This window comes from Rhodanobacter sp. T12-5 (genome assembly GCF_008329435.1).
GTDB lineage: Bacteria > Pseudomonadota > Gammaproteobacteria > Xanthomonadales > Rhodanobacteraceae > Rhodanobacter.
The window spans coordinates 84,505-107,304 of the sequence record NZ_NPKN01000008.1 but is presented as its reverse complement, the minus strand read 5'-3'; the positions used below and the strand labels follow the sequence as shown (position 1 = coordinate 107,304).

Sequence of the window (22,800 nt, the reverse complement as noted above, 5' to 3'; positions counted from 1 at the left end):
AAGCATGGCCGTCTCGATTAGCAAACAGGAAGCGGGCCCGCTGCCCGAAGACCAGATGAACCCGGTTTCCCGATTTGCTGCTTGCATAAATTGATCGTAGCCGCCGTCAAAACAACCAGCCTTGCAGATGGCGACGACGAAGGCAGGGCGATCGGGCAGTTGGCGAGACAGCCGCCTTGGGGCGTCTTCAGGCGTTATGAAACCGCGTGCGGTGTTGTTGCCCCGCAAGCCGGTCACAACGGCGTCAGCCAACAGTCGCGGGGCCACGAACTCTGACCAGGAACCCGATCCGACCGCAGTGCATTGGCGGCTCTTGCGGGCGTCAATGCACTGCGGGGTCACGTCGAACATCCGGCTCCATCGCAAACGGGCGCAATGACCCGTATTACGACTTGTTGAGGAGTGCCGTGGCCTTTTCAATTTGCGCCCGATAACCGTCGATAACCTTGGCGGTGACGCCAGCGTACTCATTCGCCTCGTTCCAGCGGCGCGCCTCGAGGGCTTCACGTACACCCGGCAGGGTCTTCACTCCATAGCCGGTGAGCATGCCAGGTGCATAGACCATGTGCTTGAACCAGGTCCGTCCGGGAAGGCCGGCAGGATCGGTCAACGACGCCTCCATGCGCCCGATCAATTCATTCAACTGCCGCTCCTGACCCTTCGGCATCCGGTAGCCGGCATCCTGCACCTTCTTGTAGGCCGCATCATAGGCTTGCATGCTCCGCGCCAGCTTCTTGATCGACTCATCCAGCGGCTTCAGGTCAATTTGCGGCATGTCGGATTCGCGCACCGGAGGAGCGACCGGATCCAACGGATCTGCCGCAAGCTTGAACGCGTCGCTGTCCAGCAACCGGTGCTGCTGCTCCGTGGCCGCGCGCGTCTTGGCGACAAGTTGATGCAACTCGCCCATGTATTCGGTGAGCTTGGCGCTGAAATCGCTGAAGCGCATCGGCAAGACGTCTGCATCGGCCATCCGCATGACCAGTCGACCAACGACCTTGGCCAGGGTCACCCCGTATTCGAACTTCGGGTCACTGAAGCGCGCGTAATGGTCGAACGTATCGTAAGCAGAGTGGTAAACACCGCCGCCGCCTTCGCCGCCAAAACCGACATTAAGCGATGCAATACCGAGGTGTTGCAGGAACGGGGTGAAATCCGAGCCTGATCCCAGGGCCTCGATTGGCAGGTCACCGCCCGAGGCCGCGGCCTTGGCCTGGGCCTTGGCTTCGGCAGAGCCGCCTTCATGGCCAGTTGTCATCAAGTGAGCACGCAATCGTTTCTCGACGCTCACGTTGGTTTCCGGATCGGTGACGTCTGCTGCTACCTGGTTGACCAGATGTTGCAACGAGTGGCTGCCGCCAGCGCCTAGAAAACCGCGGGAGGTGCCGTCCGTGTTGATGTACAGGACCGCTTTCTGGCTCAGTTCCTTGGCATGCGTCTCGACCCACTCGGTCGAACCGAGCAGGCCGGGTTCTTCGCCATCCCAACTGCCGTAGACGATTGTGCGTTGCGGCCGCCAGCCCTTCTTGTACATGGCGCCGAGTACCTTCGCCTCTTCCAGCATGGCCACGTGGCTGGACAACGGATCCTCTGTGCCAAACACCCAACCGTCGCGATGATTGCCACGTATGATCCACTGGTCGGGCATCGTCGAGCCCTTGAGCTTGGCGATCACGTCGTAGATTGTCTTTTGATCCCAGTCCGACTCGACCACCATGTGCACCTTGGCCGGGCCGCTACCCATGTGGTACGCCATCGGCAGCGAACCGCGCCAGCTGTCCGGGGCGATCGGTCCGCCAAGCGCCTCAAGCAGCGGCGTGGCATCGCCATAGGAAATCGGCAGCACGGGTATCTTCAGGATCGTCTTGGCATCCTTGATCGCCAGACGCTTGGCATCCTTGGTCGAGCCGATATTCGGCGTCAGCGGATCACCCGGATGTACCTGCATCTTGGCGACTGAACCACGTTGCACACCCTGGTCCGGACGCCAGCTGCCCTTGGGGTAGACATCCCCCTTGAAGTAGCCATCTTCATGTGGGTCGGAATAGATGAGACAACCTATCGCGCCGTGTTCCTGTGCGAGTTCCGGCTTGAGACCGCGCCAGCCGCCGCCGTAGCGCGTGATGACAATCTTGCCGCGTACGTCGATGCCATGCCTGGCCAATTCAGCGTAATCGTCCGGCAATCCGTAATTGGCGTAGACCAATTCGCCAGTCACATCGCCGTCGCCGCCGTAAGCGTTGTAGGGCGGCAACACATTCTTGGTGATGTCGGTCGACGGATCGCCCGGAATCGGCGGCTCACGCAACACGGCGTCATAGTGGGTAGGGGCGATCAGCTGCAGTTGCACCTTTTTCGGGGTCGGATACAACACGCTGAAAGTCTCGATACGTGCGTCCCAGCCAAACTCCTTGAACTTCGCGAGCACGAACTCGGCATTCGCCTTGTCATGCGGCGAACCCACCTGGTTCGGCTCCGAGGACATGCTCTTCAGCCAGCTCTTGATGTCCGACGCCTGCAACTGGGCGTCAAAGCTCTCTTCCAGCTTTTGCTGGCTGGCCGCGGTATTCGCGCTGAATCCGAGCATGTTGCCCGCTGACTGATCGCCGTTGGCCGTAGAGGCCGCACCCAGGGCAGTCACCAGGCAAGCCACCAAGAGCAGTGGCTTGGTCGTCATTCGAATCATGGTCTCGCTCCGGGTTGATGATGAAGGTACGGGTTATCGGACAGACAGCTCACAGTTCACCGCCGAACAGGAATCTCAAACAAAGCAGTGCTCTTCAGGGGCGGTGCTCAGATGGCGCCGGCAAGATCAGCCATACCAACATGGACGCATCCCCTCGCCTCGGCGCAATTGCATGTCCATGACACGACTGGACTTAGCCAAACGGACGCTCAAGCCATCGCCGCTGGGCTAAACCAGCGGGCGCCATTCCCAGTTGAAGTGCACCACGTATCCCACAAAAACCGGAGTCACGGTCAAGTCGATTGCAGACCTCCGAAGATTAAAGCACAAAATCCGAAGCCGAAGTCCGGGGTTCTCCGATCCACGGCAGGCGTCCGGGTGATTCATCTGGCGCGTGCCTTTATGTCGGGCACGAATACCCGCTTGCGCCACCCGGGCCTGCTGGCTGGCTCGTGACGCGATGCCCGGTTCTGTGAAGATGCCGGAACATCGGCGAAGCATCTCAGCACCAACTGCATCTTTCGAACAGGCGGGCAAGGCAACGGTGAATCGCGGTTCATGCGTGCATCTCCTTCGCTGGTGCTTGGTGCGTGTCCGCTGACCACGCCGCAAGCTCAGTTCACTCGTGGAAGCTTCGACGCAACAGTCATTTCCATACGCATGACTGCTGCAAGGAGGCTGGGTCGAAAATAGCTGTCCATCAGGCCTGAAAATGATCTGACACGTGGCGGTCCCGAGGGTATTGTCACGACATCAAAGTGCAGCGAACGCTGACTGGTCCGGCTTTGAGCAGTGCGCCCGCTCGCCAGCCAGCCACTTGTTTCTGGCCCCGATCCGTCGGCCCGCGCACATTGCATGTCCAGACGTTCTGGCGCGCTGATGCATGCGTCGACCCTCGGTTGACAAACATCAAAAATCTCATCCACTATCGAACGGCATCGATCAAACCTGGGGCCGCCATGAAACGACCTGCCGATTGCACGAGATTCGACAAGCACCTATATGCGGCAGTCTTTGCGACTGCCGCTTTTTTTATGTCCATGCCTGCGGTCGCGCAGACAGCAACGAAGCCGTTGGTCGCGCCCATGAGCGATACCGAGCAGGCCAATCCGGAGTTGCCGGTGATTCTGCCGCTTCGGGATCGCGCCAAGGTCGTCAACGAAATTCTGGCCGAGCGCCTGGATACGGTCGTGCCGAAACTGATGCGCGACAACAATGCCAGCATGTGGATACTGATGGCACGGGAGTATTTCGAAGAGCCTGTCGTGGCGACCATGCTTGATGCGGAAAGCCTGCATGCCCGCCGGCGCACCATCCTGATTTTCTACAATCCCGGCAACGGCCAGCCAATCGAGAGGCTGACGGTCAGTCGCTACGGAGTTGGCGGATTGTTCAAGCCGGCTTGGGATCCCGACAAGCAGCCTGACCAGTGGAAAGCGGTAGCCGAGATTGTCGAGGCGCGTGATCCGGCGAACATCGCGATCAACACGTCCAGCATGTTCGCGTTCGCGGACGGGATGACCGTGAGTCAGCACAAGGAGATGATGGCGGCATTGCCGCAAAAATATCGCTCCCGTGTCGTCTCCGCCGAGCCTCTGGCCATTGGCTGGCTCGAAGCACGCACGCCGACCGAGCTCCGAATCTATCCGGGCATCGTGCGCGTCGCCCACGCGCTTATTGCCGAAGCGTTCTCGCGCAAGGCGATCACCCCGGGCAAGACCACCACCAACGACGTCGTCTGGTATTACCGCCAGCGCATGGCGAATCTCGGCATCGATACCTGGTTTCAGCCGTCCATCGCGGTCCAGCGCAAAGGGGCGAAGAAGATGCTGGAGGGAGACACGGTGATCCAGCCGGGTGACATGCTGTGGACGGACTTCGGCATCACCTACCTGCGCCTCAACACCGACACGCAACACCTCGCCTATGTGCTCAGGCCGGGCGAGACGGACGCACCGGCCGGACTGCGCGCTGGCCTGAAGGCAGTCAATGGTGTGCAGGACGCTTTGCTCTCCTCGTTCAAGGCCGGCGCCAGCGGCAACTCGATACTTGCTGCTGCACGCAAAAGGGCGATCGCCAACGGACTCGACCCTTCGATCTACTCGCACCCGACCGGCTACCACGGTCATGCAGCTGGATCGGCGATTGGCATGTGGGACAACCAGAATGGCGACGATCACGGCGAATATCCGGTACATGCCAATACAACTTGGTCGATCGAGCTGGTCGCCTACAAGGGTGTCCCGGAATGGGACGGCGAGAGGGCGGAGTTCCGCCAGGAAGAAGATGCCTGGTTCGACGGCGAGAAAGTGCATTTCCTGGATGGTCGGCAAACCAGGTTCACGCTGATTCCCTCGGACTCCTGAATTTCATGATCAACAACCTAGAGGCTGTATGACCATGCACAAGACACTAGTCAAACTGGCGACCACGGGACTTGCGCTTCTGGCAACATCCGCAACAGCCGAAACTTTTCGTGTAACCATCCCGTCAACGGCCGCCAAGGGTCCTTTTGATGGCCGGGTCATCCTCATCCTGACCCCCAACGGCGCGACTGAACCACGCGAGCAGGTCGTCCCGGGCGTAAAGGCCGCGCAGATATTCGGCGTTACCGTGGATGGCCTCAAAGCGGGGCAAAGTGCGGAAATCGACACCAGTACCTTTGGCTATCCAAAGGAAGACCTGAAACAGGTGCCTGCCGGACGCTATTTTGTCCAGGCGGTGCTGCACCGCTATGACACCTATCATCTGGGCAACGGGAAGACAGTGAAGTTGCCTGCGGCCCGCGGCGCAGGTCAAAACTGGCGAATGGAGCCCGGCAACCTGGTCAGCACGCCGCAGCAGGTCAGCTTCGATCCAGCCAAGAGCGGCGAGATCAACATTACCCTCGACAAGGTCAACCCGCCGATCGTGGCCGAGAAGGACACGAAATATATTCGCCACTTCAAGTTCCGCAGCGAGAAGCTGTCCAGGTTCTGGGGGCGCGACACCTATATCACCGGGCACGTACTGGTGCCGAAGGGGTTCGACGAACACCCGAATGCACGCTACCCGCTCATGGTCAACCAGGGACACTTCCCGATGACGGTAGGTGGCTTTCGCACCACGCCACCCGACAAGAACCTGAAGTGTGAGTACAGCGAGCGCTTCAACTTGCCCTGCTACAACCGCATGGAGCAGGAAGAAGCGTACAAGTTCTACCAGAAGTGGATCTCGGATGATTTTCCGCGCTACCTGGTCGTGGAGATCGACCATTCCAATCCGTATTACGACGACTCATACGCCGTCAATTCGGAAAACCTCGGCCCGTACGGCGATGCGATCACGTATGAATTCATCCCCGCGCTCGAGAAGAAATTCCACGGCCTCGGCCAGGGCTGGGCGCGTTTCCTCTACGGTGGTTCGACCGGCGGCTGGGAGGCGCTCGGCGTACAGGTGAAGTATCCGGACCAGTACAACGGTGCGTTCGCCGCCTGTCCGGATCCGATCGATTTCCGCAAGATGATGCTGACCAACATCTACACCGACAAGAACATGTATTACAACATCGGCACATTCAACAACGTCCAGCGCCCGGCTCACCGCAACTATCTCGGCGAGGTTCAGTACACGATCCAGGACGAGAACCACCTGGAGTTGGTGTTGGGCGACAAGAACCGTTCCGGCGGCCAATGGGATGTCTGGGATGCCGTGTTCTCGCCGATGGGCGACGATGGCTATGTCAATCCGTTGTGGAACAAGCGTACCGGCGAGATCAACCCCACGGTCGCCAAGTACTGGCAGGATAATTACGACCTGCGCCACATCATGGAACGCGACTGGCAGACGCTTGCACCGAAGCTAAAGGGCAAGATCCACATCTTCGTCGGCGACATGGACAACTATTATCTCAACGACGCCGTGTATCTGACGGAGGACTTCCTGAAGAACGCCAAGCCAGCCTACGAGGGGGTGGTGGAGTACGGTGATCGCGCCGAGCACTGCTGGAACGGCGAAAGTCCCAACGCGCTGGGCCGCCTGCATTACAACACGATGTATCTGCCCACCATTCTGAAGCAGATGGAAGATACGGCGCCGAAGGGAGCAGACCTCACCAGCTGGAAATACTGACTGGTCAAATCGCGGCAGCGAGACACGGCCCCGGTTGGTCGATGAGAGGTGCCTTCTCCGGTACCTCTCATCGCCTGACGCATGTGCAAGTTCGCGCTGTTGGCTTCTGGTCGTCACGGGCCCCAGGTACTGTCTGCCTGAAATCAGCATCGGCTCGCGCGCGAGACGCGACACCGGCCGACGAACCTCCTGATACCTGGCTCCACCCAAGGCCCGCCTTTTCCTCTCTGGAAATTCCCGCGGCTTGCCAAGTTCGAAAGGCTACCGGGCCGACACTTCAATTGGTCACTGCGCGTTGCCGGCATGGGCGGCGCCGGGATCGAGGCGAATGATGTAGCAAAGGCGAAACGCGCGTGGTCTGAGCATTTCAGAGGCATGCGGCCAGCACGCGCACGCGCGAGCCGATTCAACTTGCACTACGACTCCGCCGGGTGATTTGAAGCTGGTGTATTTCCGAGGTTGTACTTCATGATGGCGCCGTGCGGGCCGGCGCGATCGCGTTCCAGTGCATACACCTCTCCACTCGGGCCGCGCCGCTGGGCGAGGATCAACTCAATCGCCTCCCGGTCCTGCGCAGTCAGCTTGAGTGTGCCCAGTCGAATCGTGTCTTCCAGGTGGCCGGCGTGGCTTGCGCCCACGATCACCCCGGCGACCAGCGGCAGTTCCAGCACATAGCGGGAAGCGACATTGGCGATGCTGGCACCGTGGCGCTCGGCCACCCGCCTGAGTGTTTCCAGCAGGCCCTGGAACAGATCCCAGCCACCGAATTCGTCGATGATGAGTTTGTATTTGACGCGTGAGCGATTCGTCAGCACATCGGTCGGCTCCGCCTTGCCAAGCCAGCTTTCGCTGAGGAAGCCGCCGGCGAGCGTGCCGTAGCAAAGCAACCTGGTTCCCAATTGCCTGCAGGTGTCAGTCAGGCCCCCTGCAGGTCGATGATCGAGCAGCGAGTACTGGACTTGCAACGTGGCAAAGGTGACGCCCGCATCAGCAATCTGCTGTACGTGACCGGCGTCGAAATTGGTTCCACTGATCAGATCGATCTTGCCCTCGGCCTGCAGGTCGCGCAGATGCAAGGCGGTATCGACATAGCGCGGTTGGGTGTAATCCCACCAATGGAACTGCACCAGGTCAAGGCGTTCCATGCGCAAGCGCCGCAGGGAGCGATTGATGATGCGGCGCACGTCCTGAGCGGTGATTGTCGGCAACAGGTCGATGTCCGGGACAAACTTGGTGTGGACCTTGAGTCGGTCCAGTGCGTGCGAGCCGCGACTCTGCAACATGGCCGCGCGGAAGTCGCCAATCATTTCCTCGACGCCGGTGTAGATATCGGCGCAATCAAACGTGGTCACGCCAGCATCGTAAAAGGCCGCGAGATCCCGGGTCACCCCATCGCGTTCGACCGTGCCGTGTCCACCGGCCAGTTGCCAGCCGCCGCGAATGATCCGCGAGATGACATAGCCCGGCTTGATTTCGCAAGTTTCCGACAGCGTCATGGCGCGGAAGTCCGCACGGCAGTGACCTCATCGTGATGGAAGCGCCGGCGGCCGAGCCGGGTGATGCGCAGGCGCGATGGACAGCCCGGATCGGGGCAGGCCACTTCGGCGTCGGTGCTCATCCAGTCGTTCGCATCGGTCACCCGCTGCTTGGCAGCCAGCAGCGGGAGTACTGCTGCCAGCGAATAAATGGAAAATCCCTGCCCGTCCGGAAGATGGAGCAGTTCACCGCGCAGCTCGAAACTGTCGCCCACCGTGGCCGAGCAGTACAGCTTGGCGCCGGGCGGGGCCACCACTTCGACCCGCAGGTCGTACAGCTCAAAGGTGTCTTCGTCGGATGGTTGCATCAGGATCTCCGTGTTCGGATGGCGGCTGCCAGCACCAGCGCTGCCAACAGGTAGGAAACGACTACTGTAAAGCTGATCGCGGGCCCAAGCCCGGCGCCCGGCCCGAACACATGGTCTCCTGCGAGTGCGACTGCAGTCGGGCCAAAGCCTGCGCCGATCGCCACGTTGAGAAAGAAGCTGATCGCCATTGCCCGCCCGCGCATGCGATTGGGTGTTGCGTCGAGGATCGCGGACAGGCCAGATGCGGTGACCACGGCCGAAAGCGCGAAATAGATGGGAACGGCAAACATGACGCCGGATGCGCTGTGGCTGTTTATCATCACTGCGGCCGGCAAGGTGGCCACCACGGCCAGACAACACAGTTCGATCTTGCCGTTCCGTCCGCGCCAGATGGCGAAGCGGTCGGCCAGGGCGCCACCCGCCAGCATGCCGCCACCGTAGCCGAGCATCAGCAGCAGTCCGAGTTCAACGCCAACCTTGGCCGGATCCATACCAAATTGCCGTATCAACAGCGAAGGCGCCCACGCGCCAACGGCATTGTCGACCATGGATGCCACGGCAACGACCAGAAACACCGGCGCCATCCTTCGCAGGATCGGGAACAGCGAGTTCTGGCCCGCGGCAGGCGGCAAGTTCTCCTCGAAAACCTGATCGTGCCTGCGTACCGGCTCCTTGATGACAAGCAGAAGCAGGGCCCACAGCATGCTGGGCAGGCCCACTGCCAGAAGCACGAGCCGCCATTGCGCCCAGTGTGCAACCGGCGTTGCTGCAAACAAGCCATCGCGCACCAGGTCAAGTACGCCACCGCCGATCAGGATCGAGCCGCCGATCCCGACCGCGATGCCGGTGAAGAACGTGCCGACCGCGAGTCCGCGCCGCTTGGGCTCGAACGTATCGCTGATGAGGGAGATGGCTGCCGGCGAGAGCACGGCCTCGCCAAGACCGACTACGACCCGCCCCACGAACAACATTGCAAACGAAGGCGCCACGGCACACATGAGCGTGCCCACGCTCCAGATCAGCACACCGGCAACGATCAGATTGCGGCGCGACGTGCGGTCGGCAAGAAACCCCAGCGGAACCCCCGCGACCCCGTAGATCGCGGCAAACGCAGTACCCAGCAACAGGCTCATCTGCGTATCGCTGATGTGCAGATCGTGCCGGATCGGATCGACCAGCAGGCTGAGTACCTGACGGTCGGTGTACGCGAGTACCGCTGTGGCAAACAGGATCAATACGACGGTGCAGGCGCGAGCGAGGCTCGGATAGGGTGCAGTGGTCTGAGTGGAAAGTGTCATTCGGCGACCGGCTCGATTTCGGCGCAAGATGCAGCACCCACCCGTATGGCACATGGGTGGCAGGGATTGCCCGGCTTTGGCTGGTTGCTGGCGATGGCGGCGGCTTTTTGAATATCGATGGCAGTGCAGTTGCGTAACAGTCTACGACTGAATACATCGGTTGCGCTCGTCGGAAAGCGACAGGGAACCTCGGCTTTCTTACCCCGTCGTAAGTCACGGTGGCCTGTTGTGCTGGAACAGCGGCTCTTCACCCGCGAGGCCGGAGAAGATCCCCCGAGGCTGTCGGGTTCCGGCAGAGCGGCACCGGCAGCGCAAGGTATTCACTGGCGGAGCCAGCCGATGACGCTTCGTTGATTCAACCATCGCACCCCACTATATTGCCGGCCATTCGTCCGAGTTTGTGCGACCTTCGAGATGACCGCGGGCAGACGGCACGAACGGCCGACTCGCACCCGCTGCATCATGAGCACCTCTTGCGGAATTTCGCGCCATGACATCCACGTTGGCAACGTCGCTCGAACGCAGACTTGGCCTCGTGGGTCTGGCTGCCACCGGTATCTGCTCGATGGTGGGCGCCTCGATCTACGTGATTCCGTTCATGATCCAGCGGAACGTGCCGGGGATCGGTCCCTATGTCTTGCCGGCGTTCCTGCTTGCTGCGATTCCCGCTGCACTTGCGGCCTTTGCTTACGCGATTCTCGCCTCGGCCATGCCGCGCGCCGGCGGGAGCTACGTGTACGCGAGCCGCGCACTCGGACCCTACTTCGGCTTCGTGGCCAGCTTCTCGCAATGGTTTGGCTTGTCCATTGCGATCGGGGTGGTGGCCTATCTGGTCGTGCCGTTTTTTCGCGATGTCGCGAGCTTGCTTGCTCTGAACCAGCTCGCTGGTGTACTGGACAGGGGAGCGGTCCGCGTCACCGTCGCGCTGTTCATCCTGTGGACGTTCGTCTGGCTGAACATTCGGGGAGTCAAGCTGTATGAGCGGATCGTGATACCGCTCATGATCTTGATGTTCCTGTTGGGCGGCGTCGTGATAGTGGCCGGACTGTCCTTCAATCATCAGGATTTTGCTGCAGCGATCCTGCACAAGGAAAACCGGACCCTTGCGCCGACGGACGCCGCGTTTCACTGGTCTACACTGGCCGCCGGTTCCGCCGTCTTGTTCTCGAGTTTCATCGGCTTCGACTCGATTGCGCAAGCGGGAGGTGAAGCGAAGGACCCATCGCGCGCACTGCCGCGGGCGATTGGCATAGCGATCGTCGCGGTCACGCTTTTCTATGTCGCGTTCACGTTCTCGGTCTACCACACGGTTCCCTGGAGTTTTGTAGCCGAGCAGGCGCGCAGCGGAGACGTTACCGCGCCTGGCCTGCTGGGCTACGTGCTGTCTTCGGGTTGGGCCGTGCCCATCGTTCTCGGTGCTTCCATCGCATTGTTGAACGATCTGCCCGCAATGATCCTGTCGGTGTCGAGGCTCATGTTCGCGTGGGCCGAGGACGGGATATTCCCCGCACCCATGGCGTCGATCCACCCCACGTACCACACGCCATACATGGCCATCCTCCTGAGCGGATTCATGGCGACCGTCGGTGTCCTGGGCAGCCATTTCGCTGGCGATTTCTTTCTCGGCATCGACATCATGGTCACCTCGATGCTGGTCAATTACCTGTTGATGTGCGTGTCGGTCCTGTGGTTGCCACGGAACAACCCGGAGATCGCAGCGAGAGTCACGGTGGTGCGATCTATCTCTTTGCAGCGTTCGCTGGCCGTTGGCGGAATTTCATGTCTTTCGCTCCTGCTGATTGTCCACATTGTCAGCGACCTTGGAACGACAGTGAGCGCGTGGTATTTCCACTCGACAGTTCCGTGGCTTCTCGTGATGCTGATCGCCTCGGTCATTTTCCTGTACTACTGGAGAAGGCTCCGCGCTTCAGGCGTGGATACGGCCGAACGCTTTTCCAGACTGCCCCAAGGTTGAAGGATCCCGATGAACAACAACGCAAGCCGCGAGCCATCCCCGGGTCTGGTGGTCTGTCCGGTCGTCACAGGCCTGTGGCAAGTTGCCGACCTCGAGCGCGACGGATGCGTGCTCGATCCTGCGCAGGCCGCGCTGTCCATGAAGGAGTATCTGGATGCCGGATTGACCACGTTCGACATGGCCGACCACTACGGATCGGCCGAAGACATAGCCGGTGTGTTTCACGCACGTTTCGGGGGAAGCGACGCGCAGTTGCTGACCAAATGGGTGCCCGCGCCGGGCGTGATCACAAAACAAGATGTCCGCGCAGCAGTGCAGAAGTCATTGCGGCGTCTGCAATCCGAGCGGATAGACCTGCTGCAGTTTCACAGCTGGAACTATGCGGACCCGGCTTGGCTGGACTGCCTGTACTGGCTGAATGAACTGAAGGCGGAAGGGCTCATCGCCCACCTGGGACTGACCAATTTCGATACCGCACATCTGGAAATGGTTGTGCACAGCGGTATCGAGGTGTTTTCGAACCAGGTGTGTTACTCCTTGCTCGACCAGCGCGCGTCCGGGTCGATGACCGCGGCGTGCCTACGCCACGGCGTCAAGCTGCTTGCGTTCGGAACGGTTGCCGGCGGCTTTCTCTCCGGGAAATGGCTGAACCAAAGCGAGCCGCGTCTCGACGATGCACTCACGTGGTCGCAGATGAAGTACAAGCGCTTCATCGACACGGCCGGTGGCTGGACAAGGTTCCAGCAACTTTTGCAGGTGCTTCACGAGGTGAGTCTGACAAGCGGCATGTCAATCGCCAATTTGGCCAGCCGTTACATACTCGAACAACACGGCGTGGTCGGCGTGATCGTTGGCGCACGGCTGGGTCGGAGTGAGCACATCGCAGAAAACAAGGCGTTGCTGACGCAGCCGCTGGACGACGCCAGCAAGAGCAAGATTCGAAAGGCCGTATCGGGAATGAGCCCGATACCCGGCGATTGCGGCGATGAATACCGAAAGCCTCCGTTCCTGACCGCGTCCGGCGACTTGAGCCATCACATGGATGCAGCAGTCACGCCCTATGCGTGCCAGTCTTCTGGCACTGACGGACGGCAAAAAGTGCTCACGGGGACGACATGGGAAGAAGTGGCCGGCTTCAGCAGGGCGGTGCGCGTGGCGGATCGAATTCTGGTCTCGGGAACCACCGCCACGCTGGGCACCCGACACATCGGCGGCTCGGACCCAGCATCGCAGATGCACTTCGTGATCGACAAGATCGAAGGCGCCATCCAGTCCTTGGGAGGCAGCCTGCAGGATGTCGTGCGCACCCGGGTCTTCGTGAAAAACATCTCAGACTGGGAACAGATTGCCCGCGTACATGGTGAGCGATTCAGGGGAATCCAGCCTGCCAATACGATGATCGGTGCCGAACTGATTGGGGAAGAGTACCTCGTGGAAATGGAAGCGGAAGCGGTGCTGCCTCAAAGGACGCTTCCCGCAGCTTGAAAAAGTGTTCGCCTGGCCGCCGATATCAAGGTCCCTGCACGGCCCTTGCTGCGGCAATGCGTCTTGCCGCTGACCATCAGCCACTGTGTATCCTGCATCGCTGCGGAGCACTTGTCGCCGTTCTTGGGCGCCAGCAAGTACTGATGCACCTTGATCTGGCATGGCAGCGGAACACTTCAAGTCTCCGCTGCCATGATGTCGGGACGCTATCGTTCGCGCTCCATCAGGTTGCCGTTTTCGTCGCTGGGCGGCGGGGCAGGCATTCTGAGCAGTGGCAATGCCAGCGTCGGATGGCCCTTGCTCGTGAGCCTGGCGTTGAACTCCGACAGGCCCGTGCCCTTCACCTTGTCCCACTTGGCCATCACTGCTTGCACGTTTTGACGTGCCTGGCTGCAGGCTTCGATCTGCGCCGCCGTGGGTGCGGTGTCCGCCGTCTCCAGTGCCAGCGAAGCAGCCAACGCGGCATCGCTGACGTCCTTCAACGTGGCGGGTGTCGGGTAGGGCAAGCCATACCCGCGCGGACCTGTGCTCTGCGCCACGGCATCGACGCTGGCCTTGAACGATTTGCTGGCAGCTGGTTCGATCGACTCCAGCTTGCCCACTTCCTGGGCAAGCTCCCGGGCCTGCCCATAGGCCATGAGCGTGCTGCGCGCCAGCTCGTATATTTCAACCGAGAGCTTCTCTGACTGGGCCAGAGCGGCAGCAGGTGTGGTCACCCGCGGATCAAGGCGCACCGTCAGCGGCTGTGTATACGTCTTGCCATCGACCGCGAGGCGCACCGTGTATTTCCCCGGAGGCGCCCACGGTGAGCTCGGCAGCACTGAGCTGCGATGCGGGATCACGATCGGACGCTGGATGGGAGAACGTTCCTGCGCAAGCGGCTGGTAGCGCAGGCTCCAGCTGATGCGATGCATGCCGGCGCTGGTCGGCATGGACTTGATCGGCGAGGGCCAATACAGCGGGATGCTGCAGTCCGGTGAATCGGGTTTGGCCTGGCAAATCTTGTTGTACGCAGCGGGGTCCACGGCGGGGTCCGGATTGCGCTTGAGTTCGCTCGAATACGTCCGCACGACACTGCCTGCTTGATCCAGAATGTCGATGGTCAGCGGGCCGGTGGCGTCGGAAGCGAGGTAATAATCGATGATGGCGCCGTTTGGCGGATTTTCGCCGGACGGGACTTCCGGAGGGAACGGCATCGAATCGTAGGTCACCAGTCGTACGCGCGTAGCCGTTTGCGGCTTGAACAGATAGGCGGCCCCGGCCTTGCGTGCATCGGCCACCTGTCGCAAGGGCGTCACGTCGTCGAGGATGTAGAAGCCGCGGCCATGCGTGCCGGCAATGAGGTCGGCACATCCGCATTTGGCATCGTCCTTCACCTGCAGGTCGCGCACCGAAATCGCCGGCATGTCGAGCCGCAGCGATTGCCAGTGATCCCCATCGTCGAACGATACCCATACCTGGGTATCCGTGCCCGCGTAAAGTAGTCCCGGCTTGCGTGGGTCTTCGCGAATCGTGTTGGTCAATACGCCCGGGCTGATGCCGTTGTTGATTTCGGTCCAGGTCTTGCCGCCGTCATGCGTACGCCACAAGTGCGGGTTCATGTCGTCGATGCGCATGGAGTTGGCGGCCGCATACGCGGTTTTCGCATCGAAATGGCCGGCCTCGATGTTGTAGATGCGTGTCCATGGCTTGATCGGTGGCGGAGTCACGTTTGACCAGTGCGCGCCACCGTCCATGGTCACCTGGATGTTACCGTCGTCGGTGCCCGCCCAGAGCACGTTCACATCGAGTGCGGACGCCGAAAGCGCGGTAATGCTGCCTTGGGGACCTGGCTTGACCTTGTTTGCATACTTGCCGACGGAGGCCGGAATCTTCCACGTCTGTCGTGCAAGGTCAGGGCTGATGCGCGTCCAACTGTGGGCCTGGTCGGACGACTTCCAGACCACGTTCGATGCGTAGAACAGCACCTTCGGATCCTTTGGCGACCAGAGCAGGGGCATCGTGCGCACATTGCGGTTGTAATCGATGCCGCGCTGTTCGCGCGATGGTCCGACCAAGGTGGTTTGTCCGGTCTTGCGGTTGTACAGCGTGACGTTGTTGCGTCCGCTCCCAAATACCAGGTCTGGATCTTTCGGGTCGCTCGCCGCAATGCCGTATTCCTGGATGCTCACGGAGTGCCAGTCATGGAACGTGATGCGGCCGTCCATCGAGCGGCTGGCGACGCAGGCCGAACCCGAGTCCTGCTGACCGCTGCACACGCGGTAGGGAAACGCATCGTCGGTGGATACGTGATACATCGCTCCGGTGAGCTGGTTGTACCAGTTGCTCCACGACACACCGCGGTTGGCCGAAACCGTCGCTCCCTGATCGGCAACGACGAAGACGATGTCAGGATTGTTTGGATTGACCCACGGCTTCTGGTAATCGTCCCCGTTCGGGCCGCCACGAACCGCAGCCCAGGTCACGCCGCCATCTTCGGTACGCCAGAACACGGTCGAAGCGCTGTAAACGACGTTCGGGTCCTTGCCGTCCACTGCCAGGGTCGGCAGGTCGCCGCCACCGATGCGCACGACCGGCCGCGGATCCGGTACGGCGTTCGGTGACGAGCCGACATTTTCCGGAGCGCGCGCGGCGAGGTGCCAGTGTTCACCACTGTCGATCGACTTGTAGAAATTTACCGTTCCGGTCGTGCCTTCATGTGATGTTGGCACCTTGCCGACGGTGCCGGCCACCATCGCGTAGATCGTGCTCGGCTGGCTGGGGGCGATGCCGAGATTTGCCTCGATCACGCCGGCGGGCAGGCCGTTCGTCAGCTCCTTCCAGGTATTGCCGCCATCGGTGGACTTGAATATGCCGCCTTCCGTGCCGCCGAACTCAGGGCCTTCCAGATAGCTTTGCTGCTGCTGCCACAGCCCGGCGTAGACAATGTTCGGGTTCTGCGGGTCGATGCGCACGTCATTCCCGCTGACATACGGGCTTTTATACAGGACCTTGGTGAAGGTCTTGCCGCCGTCGGTGGAGCGGAAGATGCCGCGTTGCTCATTTGGTCCGTACGGATGGCCCAGCGCGGCGACGAACACGCGGTTCGGATCGTGCGGGTCGACGGCGATGTTCGCGATCATCTGCGTGTCGCGCAGGCCCAGGTGGGTCCAGGTCTTGCCCGCGTCCGTGGACTTGTACACGCCATTACCCACGGACAGGTCCGGGCGGATGATGCCGGCGCCCGTGCCCACGTAGATGATGCTCGGATCCGAGGGCGCCACCGCGATGGCGCCTATCGAGCCGGTCGGTTCGTTGTCGAACAGCGGCGCCCAGTTCGCTCCGTAGTCGGTCGAGCGCCAGACGCCACCATTGTCGTAGCCGGCATAGAACACGTTCGGCTGACTTGGAACCCCGTCCAGTGCCCTGGCGCGGCCACCTCGGGTCGGCCCGATTTCTCGCCAGTGCATCTCGGCGTAATACTTCGAGGACTGATCAGCTTGGGGCGTGTTGCCGGATGCGGCCTTGGCGACCGAAGGCAACGAGACAAAGGCAGTGGTGGCACCAATGAAACCACAAGCGACAAGACCAAGCAGGCGTGAAATCGACATCGGCGGTCAACTCGCTGAGGCTGTATGGAGAAGTTCCCTGATCTCAAACCATAACAGTGTAGAAACTGTGTAGCCAGCCGATAGCTCTTGCGCGCGCCGCGGCTCGGTCATATCGGACCATAAGAGAACCTGATTGGCGACGACGCGCAGCCATGAAAAATGGTCAACATCCGGGTAATGAGCGTATGGCAGAATGACCCGACGCTTACCCAGCAGATTCACCCCGTACATTCGAGGAGATCACCCACGATGATTCGTGTACGTAACGTCTTGTGGTCCGGGTGCTGGATGCTGATCTCCGCTTTCACGTGGCCAGTGTTTGCCAGCCAATCGGTTAAAACGCCGCCGCCGGTAAAGGCCGTGGTGACCAATTTCTATTACAACAATTTGCCGGCCGCGAAAGCGTGGTATGTGGATGAGATAGGTTTTCCGGTCGTCTACGACGATGGCTGGGTGGTTATCGTGGAAGTCGGCAAGGGCATGCAAATCGCGTTGGTCGATGCATCCAGGGGCGCGCTAAAGGCTGTAAAGAACAAAGGCGCCATGCTGGCAATTGAAACTGGCGCACTGGAACAATGGCATGACTACATGAGCAAGATCAGCGGCATCGAATGGTATCCATATAACGGTGAGGATCCGCGACATTTCAAACATGAGATCCGGACACATGGAGACTATGAGGAGTTTCGCGTGCTCGATCCAGGTGGATACATCATTGAATTCTATCGATGGAAGTCCGGAAAGACCCCATGAGGCAACGGCTCTGCGTCTAACTCGACGCGATGCTGCCATCAGCATTGATGTCGCCACCATTGCTGCGTGTCCTTCCAGGTGACCTGGCAATGGCGAGGAACACGGTAGTAGCGCCAACGCGTCCGATGCAGCAGGCTTGTGCGTCGCCCTGATCCGAAGTGCTGTGGCAGGCGTGGCTGAGTCAGCGACCGCGGAGAGGGCGGTGTTACGCGGCAACTGCCAACAACGCAGGCGGATTCAACCGGTCGGCGCAACACATCGCCGCGGACAAGCTGCTGCATGGCAAGGAGAAGAAGACCGTCTACGCTGATGCCGGGTATATCGGTGCCGAGAAGCGCGCGCCCAAACGCGGCCGCACGTGGCACATCACCGCCAAGCGGATGTGGTCAAGGCGATCCCCGAGGACGAACTCAAGGATGTTGTCAGGCACACGGAACACGTGAAGGCAGCGGTACGCTCAAAGGTCGAACATCCGTTTCGCGTCGTGAAACGCCAGTTCGGCTTTCCCGAAGGTTCGCTTCAAGAGCTTGGCAAGAACACGGCACAGATACCGACGCTGTTCGCCTTGTCGAACCTGCGATGGCACGACGAACGCTGATGCTGACGGGAAAGGTACGCGATGAAGCATAAAAAAGCCCGCCGAAGCGGGCTTTTTTTCCATCTGTGCCGGGGGAGGGCTTGGGACGGTGCGCCTCACGGCGGGGGAACCAACAGAGGTGATACCGATCACATTTACTCATGTTGGCCGAGGTGGTTTTGTGATTTCCATCACGGTCTGAAGAAAAACAGGCCCCGGTGGAGGGCTCGCGAGGCTGCGAAGCCCCTGCAGCACGGGAATCTGAACGCTGCCGACCACACTTAACCGGACCATCGCGATTCTTGAACTTCTGCTTGAGCACGCTCGAATCTCCGGAAAATGCGAGGTTGCCCGTCATGGGAACGCTTTATGTGGTGCAGTGTTTTCATGAGGTCGACGGTGACGTGGTCGCCGACAAACCCATCCTGCACGGGATGGAGCAACTTGCGCGCCATCGCGCCGAATTGCTGGCAGAAGAGCGCGATGGGGTGCTCGTCTATGCGCAGGCGGCGGATGCCGATCGCGGCGAATATTCCGAACCGGTGATCCTCGCCAAATACGGTCGCGTGCCTCATCCCGAACAGCAGAGCCTGCGTCAGGCCGGTTGAGCGGATCCTCGAATCGCAGGACCGTCAAGTCAACGAGAGCGCCGTTGGCCATCATCGACTCGCTGGCACGAAAACTGCGTGGGTCCGGGATGTGCATTTCGCGCAAAAAACTTGTTAGGATCAGCCCATTGGTTGCAGGGGTAGCCGAGGGTAAACTGACATGCAAACGCTTCTCGCACATTCCGCCTTCTGGCGCGGAATGTCGCCGTTTGCAGGGATGCTGTTGGCGAAAGTCGTTCGACACGCAGAGTCCGGATCCGTGACGGATCGCCGCGACGAACTGGTCTCATGGTGTTCAGGCGCGCGATCGCGTCGCGAGGACGAACTGGCACGAAGTCGCCAGGAGTCACCACAGTCGCAGGCCGACTACGCGTCTTCGTCGGGTTGTCGTACCGGTTGTTGATCAGCGGCTGGCGTCAAGCCGATGCGGTGGCAGGCGCCTCGCGCATCATTTCGCCAGCTTGTCCACCATCCGCAGCAACACGCCGCCGCCGGGTACGATCGCGCTGGCCAGTTCGACGCCCAGGTCGAACAGCGCATCACGCGAACCCAGCGCGCGCAATTTACCGCTCAGCATGCGCCCCTCGCGGTTGACCCGGCCGTTCAGGCCATCGATCTCGATGACGCCGTGGCGTTCTTTCCAGACGAAGTCGAACGCATACATCGGTCGGTAGAACAGGGTGATCGACTCCACCTCGATGAGATCCTCCAGGATCTCGTCGGCGTCCAGCGGTTTCATCAGCCGCGACTTCATCTCCTGCATCAGGAACGAAGCAGTCACTACCGGCACGATGAAGTGCGGCTCGCTGCTGGTCTCGATGACGTGGTTCGCGAAATGATTGGCGTAGTCCAGCAGCACCTTGCCGGGCGTTTCCCGCTGCATGCCGTCAAAATACTCCGACAGGGTCACCACGCCGCTGCAATGCTCGATCGCGGCAAGTTGCAGCATATGCCGGGCGTCCGGCACGCAGGATTGCCCGAGCACCTCCACGCTCTGGATATGCGGGTTCGCCAAGGCGATGCTGTAGCAGGTCTTCTTGTCGTAACGGGTCTTGCGCACCGCCCTGAGGTGCCAGAACGGCTCGTAGCGTTTCTCGGTGGAATGCAGCGTGATGTCGGCATCCTTTGGCCGGTCCCACACCTTCATCCGCGCGAGCATGCCGAAGGCCTGTGCCTTTTCTTTCTCGGCCTGCGAATGCGCAGCGCCCTCGTGATAGACATCGTCGAATACACAGATCTGCTCTTCCATCGCGCTCTCCGTTGAGTGCGGCCCGCATCCGACGCCAGGCTGATGTACGCCCGGGCGATTATCTGCCCGGAGCGGCGCATTGTGCGAGCACGAACGCGCGAGCGGCAGGCGATCCGGCGCCGAAAGGGCTGTTTCCGGTAAACTTCAATCCGTCTGCGACGTAGTGTCGCGAATGTTTTTTTCACAGGGATGGCGGTGATTCGTTCGGAGTTGGCGGCATGGCGCCGCGATCCGGCGAATGCCGCACCGAATCTCGACGGCGCGATCGGCCAGCGCGAAGTCGACATGCCACAGGCAGGTAAACAAGTTATGAGCAAACAGCCCGTTTCACTGATCGGCGTTCCCACCGATATCGGCGCCGGCCATCGTGGCGCCGCGATGGGGCCGGAGGCATTGCGGGTGGCCAACCTCGCCGCGAAACTGGAGCGCTGCGGGCGAACGGTGATCGATCGCGGCAACCTGCAGGGGCCGCTCAATCCGTGGCAACCGCCCGAACAGGGTTATCGCCATCTGGACGAGGTGGTTGCTTGGAATACGGCCGTCTATACGGCCGTTCACCAGGAGTTGCAGTCGGGCCGCCTGCCGATCATGCTCGGTGGCGACCACTGTCTGGCGATCGGCTCGATTTCGGCAGTGGCCCGCTATTGCCTCGACGAGGGCAAGCGGCTGCGCGTGTTGTGGCTGGATGCGCATACGGATTTCAATACCGCCGATGCGACGCCATCGGGCAATATCCACGGCATGCCGGTGGCTTGCCTGTGTGGCAACGGTCCGGCCGAACTTGCCGGGCTCACCGGCAGCTCGCCGGCAACCACGCCGGACGTGTTCCGCTACATCGGCATTCGCTCGGTCGACGAGGGCGAGAAGCGGCTGGTGCGCGAGGCGAACATGCAGGTCCACGACATGCGCCACATCGACGAGATCGGCATGAAGCGCGTGATGGAAGAAGCCCTGGCCGGCATGGACGAGAATACGCACCTGCACGTGAGCTTCGACGTCGACTTTCTCGACCCCAGCATTGCACCCGGCGTCGGCACCACCGTGCGCGGCGGTCCGAATTACCGCGAAGCGCAGCTGTGCATGGAGATGATCGCCGACACGGGTCGCATGGCATCGCTGGACATCGTCGAGCTGAATCCGGCCTACGACAAGCGCAACCAGACCGGCAAGCTGGCGGTGGACCTGGTCGAATCGCTGTTCGGCAAGTCCACGCTCATCCGCTGATTGCAGCGTCTCGAACCCAAGCGAAACCCCATGCAGACTCGTGTACTCACCGGCATCACCACCACCGGCACTCCTCACCTGGGCAACTACGTCGGCGCGATCCGCCCGGCCATCGAGGCGAGCCGCCGCGATGAGGTCGACGCGTTCTATTTCATGGCCGACTACCATGCGCTGATCAAGAGCGACGATGCCTCGCGCATCGAGCGGTCGCGGCTGGAGATCGCCGCGAGCTGGTTGGCTGCGGGCCTCGACCCGCAGCGGGTGACGCTCTACCGGCAGTCGGATATTCCGGAGATCCCGGAACTGACCTGGTTCCTTACCTGCATCGCCTCCAAAGGCATGCTCAACCGTGCGCATGCCTACAAGGCCGCCGTGGATCGCAATACGGAAATCGGCGATGACGCGGATGCCGGCATCACCGCCGGCCTGTACATGTATCCGGTACTGATGGCGGCCGACATCCTGGCGTTCGATGCGAACCAGGTGCCGGTGGGTCGTGACCAGATCCAGCATATCGAGATGGCGCGCGATCTCGGTCAGCGCTTCAATCACCTCCACGGCCATGCGTTCTTCGTGCTGCCGGAGGCGTTGATCGAGGACCAGGTGGCCACGCTGCCCGGCCTGGACGGGCGCAAGATGTCGAAGAGCTACGACAACACGATCCCGCTGTTCGCTGGCGGCAGCCGGCAGTTGCGCGAGGCGATCATGCGCATCGTCACCGACTCGCGGCTGCCCGGCGAGCCGAAGAATCCGGAAAACTGCGCGGTGTTCACCCTCTTTCGCGCATTCGCCAGCGAAGTGGAGACGGCGGCGTTCCGCCAGGCCTTGCTCGACGGCATCGGCTGGGGCGAAGCGAAGCAGGTGTTGTACGAGCGCATCGAAGCCGACGTGGCGCCGATGCGCGAACGCTACGAGGCGCTGATGGCCGACCCCGCCGCGATCGAGACGATCCTGCAACAGGGTGCGCAGAAGGCGCGCGCGGTCGCCACGCCGAAGCTGGCCGCATTGCGCGAGGTGCTGGGTTTGCGCGCGATGACCACGGCGCCAACGCCTGCCGGTCGGCCGAAGGTCCCGTCGAAGCAGGGCAAATTGCCGCGCTTCGCCAGTTTCCGCGACGCCGATGGTAACTTCCGCTTTCGCCTGTTTTCCGCGGACGGCGAGGAGTTGCTGCTGTCCCGGTCGTTTGCCGATCCGAAGGCGGCCGGTGCGCTGCAGAAGCAGATCAGGTCGTTGGGTGCGGGCGCTGCCGAGCTGCAGATCCGTCCCCTTGGCATGAGCCTGGCGCTGGATGGCGAGACGGTGGCCAGCACTCCCGATTATCGCGACGAGCAGGCACGTGACGATGCGCTGGCGCAATTGCGTGATGCGCTGGATCGACTCGCCGCGCAGGAGTGACGCGCGG

General features: G+C 61.2%; 14 protein-coding genes and 1 pseudogene. 9 read left to right on the top strand and 6 right to left on the bottom strand.

Annotated features, from left to right (window positions below):
- Positions 1–385: 385 nt before the first annotated feature.
- A complete protein-coding gene (locus CIW53_RS15210; RefSeq protein WP_149365564.1) occupies positions 386–2,686 on the bottom strand; it encodes a transferrin receptor-like dimerization domain-containing protein in 2,301 nt (766 codons plus the stop codon).
- A 1,085-nt stretch (positions 2,687–3,771) separates the two neighbouring features.
- Here CIW53_RS15210 and CIW53_RS15205 point away from each other — a divergent pair.
- Entirely contained in the window at positions 3,772–5,052 is a 1,281-nt protein-coding gene (locus tag CIW53_RS15205; RefSeq protein ID WP_149365563.1) for a M24 family metallopeptidase, read from the top strand.
- A 28-nt stretch (positions 5,053–5,080) separates the two neighbouring features.
- Positions 5,081–6,796, top strand: coding sequence for an alpha/beta hydrolase-fold protein (locus tag CIW53_RS15200; RefSeq protein WP_197736668.1), 1,716 nt, complete (start codon positions 5,081–5,083; stop codon positions 6,794–6,796).
- Positions 6,797–7,212: 416 nt separating this feature from the next.
- Here CIW53_RS15200 and CIW53_RS15195 read toward each other — a convergent pair whose 3' ends face one another.
- The 3 genes from CIW53_RS15195 to CIW53_RS15185 are packed head-to-tail and all read right to left on the bottom strand — an operon-like array spanning position 7,213 to position 9,937.
- Positions 7,213–8,292 carry an aldo/keto reductase gene (locus CIW53_RS15195; protein WP_149365562.1) on the bottom strand — a complete coding sequence of 360 codons (1,080 nt, stop codon included), beginning with the start codon at positions 8,290–8,292 and terminating at the stop codon, positions 7,213–7,215.
- Positions 8,289–8,639: a TIGR04076 family protein gene (locus tag CIW53_RS15190; protein ID WP_149365561.1), complete on the bottom strand. Its 351-nt coding sequence runs from the start codon at positions 8,637–8,639 to the stop codon at positions 8,289–8,291. The genes CIW53_RS15195 and CIW53_RS15190 overlap by 4 nt, the downstream gene beginning before the upstream one ends.
- On the bottom strand, positions 8,639–9,937 hold the full coding sequence (locus CIW53_RS15185) for an MFS transporter (protein ID WP_172969691.1): 1,299 nt from the start codon (positions 9,935–9,937) through the stop codon (positions 8,639–8,641). Before CIW53_RS15185 ends, CIW53_RS15190 begins: the two co-directional genes overlap by 1 nt.
- Positions 9,938–10,427: 490 nt before the next feature.
- Here CIW53_RS15185 and CIW53_RS15180 point away from each other — a divergent pair, with 490 nt between their 5' ends.
- Entirely contained in the window at positions 10,428–11,912 is a 1,485-nt protein-coding gene (locus tag CIW53_RS15180) for an APC family permease (protein WP_149365559.1), read from the top strand.
- Between the two features lie 9 nt (positions 11,913–11,921).
- The gene (locus CIW53_RS15175) at positions 11,922–13,397 is read left to right on the top strand and encodes an aldo/keto reductase (protein ID WP_149365558.1); all 1,476 of its coding nucleotides are present in this window, start codon (positions 11,922–11,924) and stop codon (positions 13,395–13,397) included.
- A gap of 206 nt (positions 13,398–13,603) precedes the next feature.
- On the opposite strand, the gene CIW53_RS15170 is transcribed toward CIW53_RS15175, so the two are convergent.
- Positions 13,604–16,987: a sialidase family protein gene (locus CIW53_RS15170; protein ID WP_197736667.1), complete on the bottom strand. Its 3,384-nt coding sequence runs from the start codon at positions 16,985–16,987 to the stop codon at positions 13,604–13,606.
- A gap of 249 nt (positions 16,988–17,236) precedes the next feature.
- On the opposite strand from CIW53_RS15170, the gene CIW53_RS15165 reads away from it, so the two are divergent.
- The 3 genes and pseudogenes from CIW53_RS15165 (at position 17,237) to CIW53_RS15155 (ending at position 18,925) form a co-directional block, all read left to right on the top strand.
- Complete coding sequence (locus tag CIW53_RS15165; RefSeq protein ID WP_149365557.1) at positions 17,237–17,740, top strand: VOC family protein; 504 nt, start codon at positions 17,237–17,239, stop codon at positions 17,738–17,740.
- Between the two features lie 269 nt (positions 17,741–18,009).
- A pseudogene (locus CIW53_RS15160) lies at positions 18,010–18,370 on the top strand (transposase); the annotation flags it as partial.
- A gap of 261 nt (positions 18,371–18,631) precedes the next feature.
- Positions 18,632–18,925: a hypothetical protein gene (locus CIW53_RS15155; RefSeq protein ID WP_242451929.1), complete on the top strand. Its 294-nt coding sequence runs from the start codon at positions 18,632–18,634 to the stop codon at positions 18,923–18,925.
- Positions 18,926–19,373: 448 nt separating this feature from the next.
- On the opposite strand, the gene CIW53_RS15150 is transcribed toward CIW53_RS15155, so the two are convergent.
- Positions 19,374–20,174, bottom strand: coding sequence for a hypothetical protein (locus CIW53_RS15150; protein WP_149365556.1), 801 nt, complete (start codon positions 20,172–20,174; stop codon positions 19,374–19,376).
- Positions 20,175–20,483: 309 nt separating this feature from the next.
- Here CIW53_RS15150 and rocF point away from each other — a divergent pair, with 309 nt between their 5' ends.
- On the top strand, positions 20,484–21,398 hold the full coding sequence (gene rocF / locus CIW53_RS15145; protein WP_149365664.1) for an arginase: 915 nt from the start codon (positions 20,484–20,486) through the stop codon (positions 21,396–21,398).
- 30 nt (positions 21,399–21,428) lie between these two features.
- Positions 21,429–22,793, top strand: a complete 1,365-nt coding sequence (locus CIW53_RS15140; protein WP_149365555.1) for a tryptophan--tRNA ligase — start codon at positions 21,429–21,431, stop codon at positions 22,791–22,793.
- Positions 22,794–22,800: the final 7 nt, after the last annotated feature.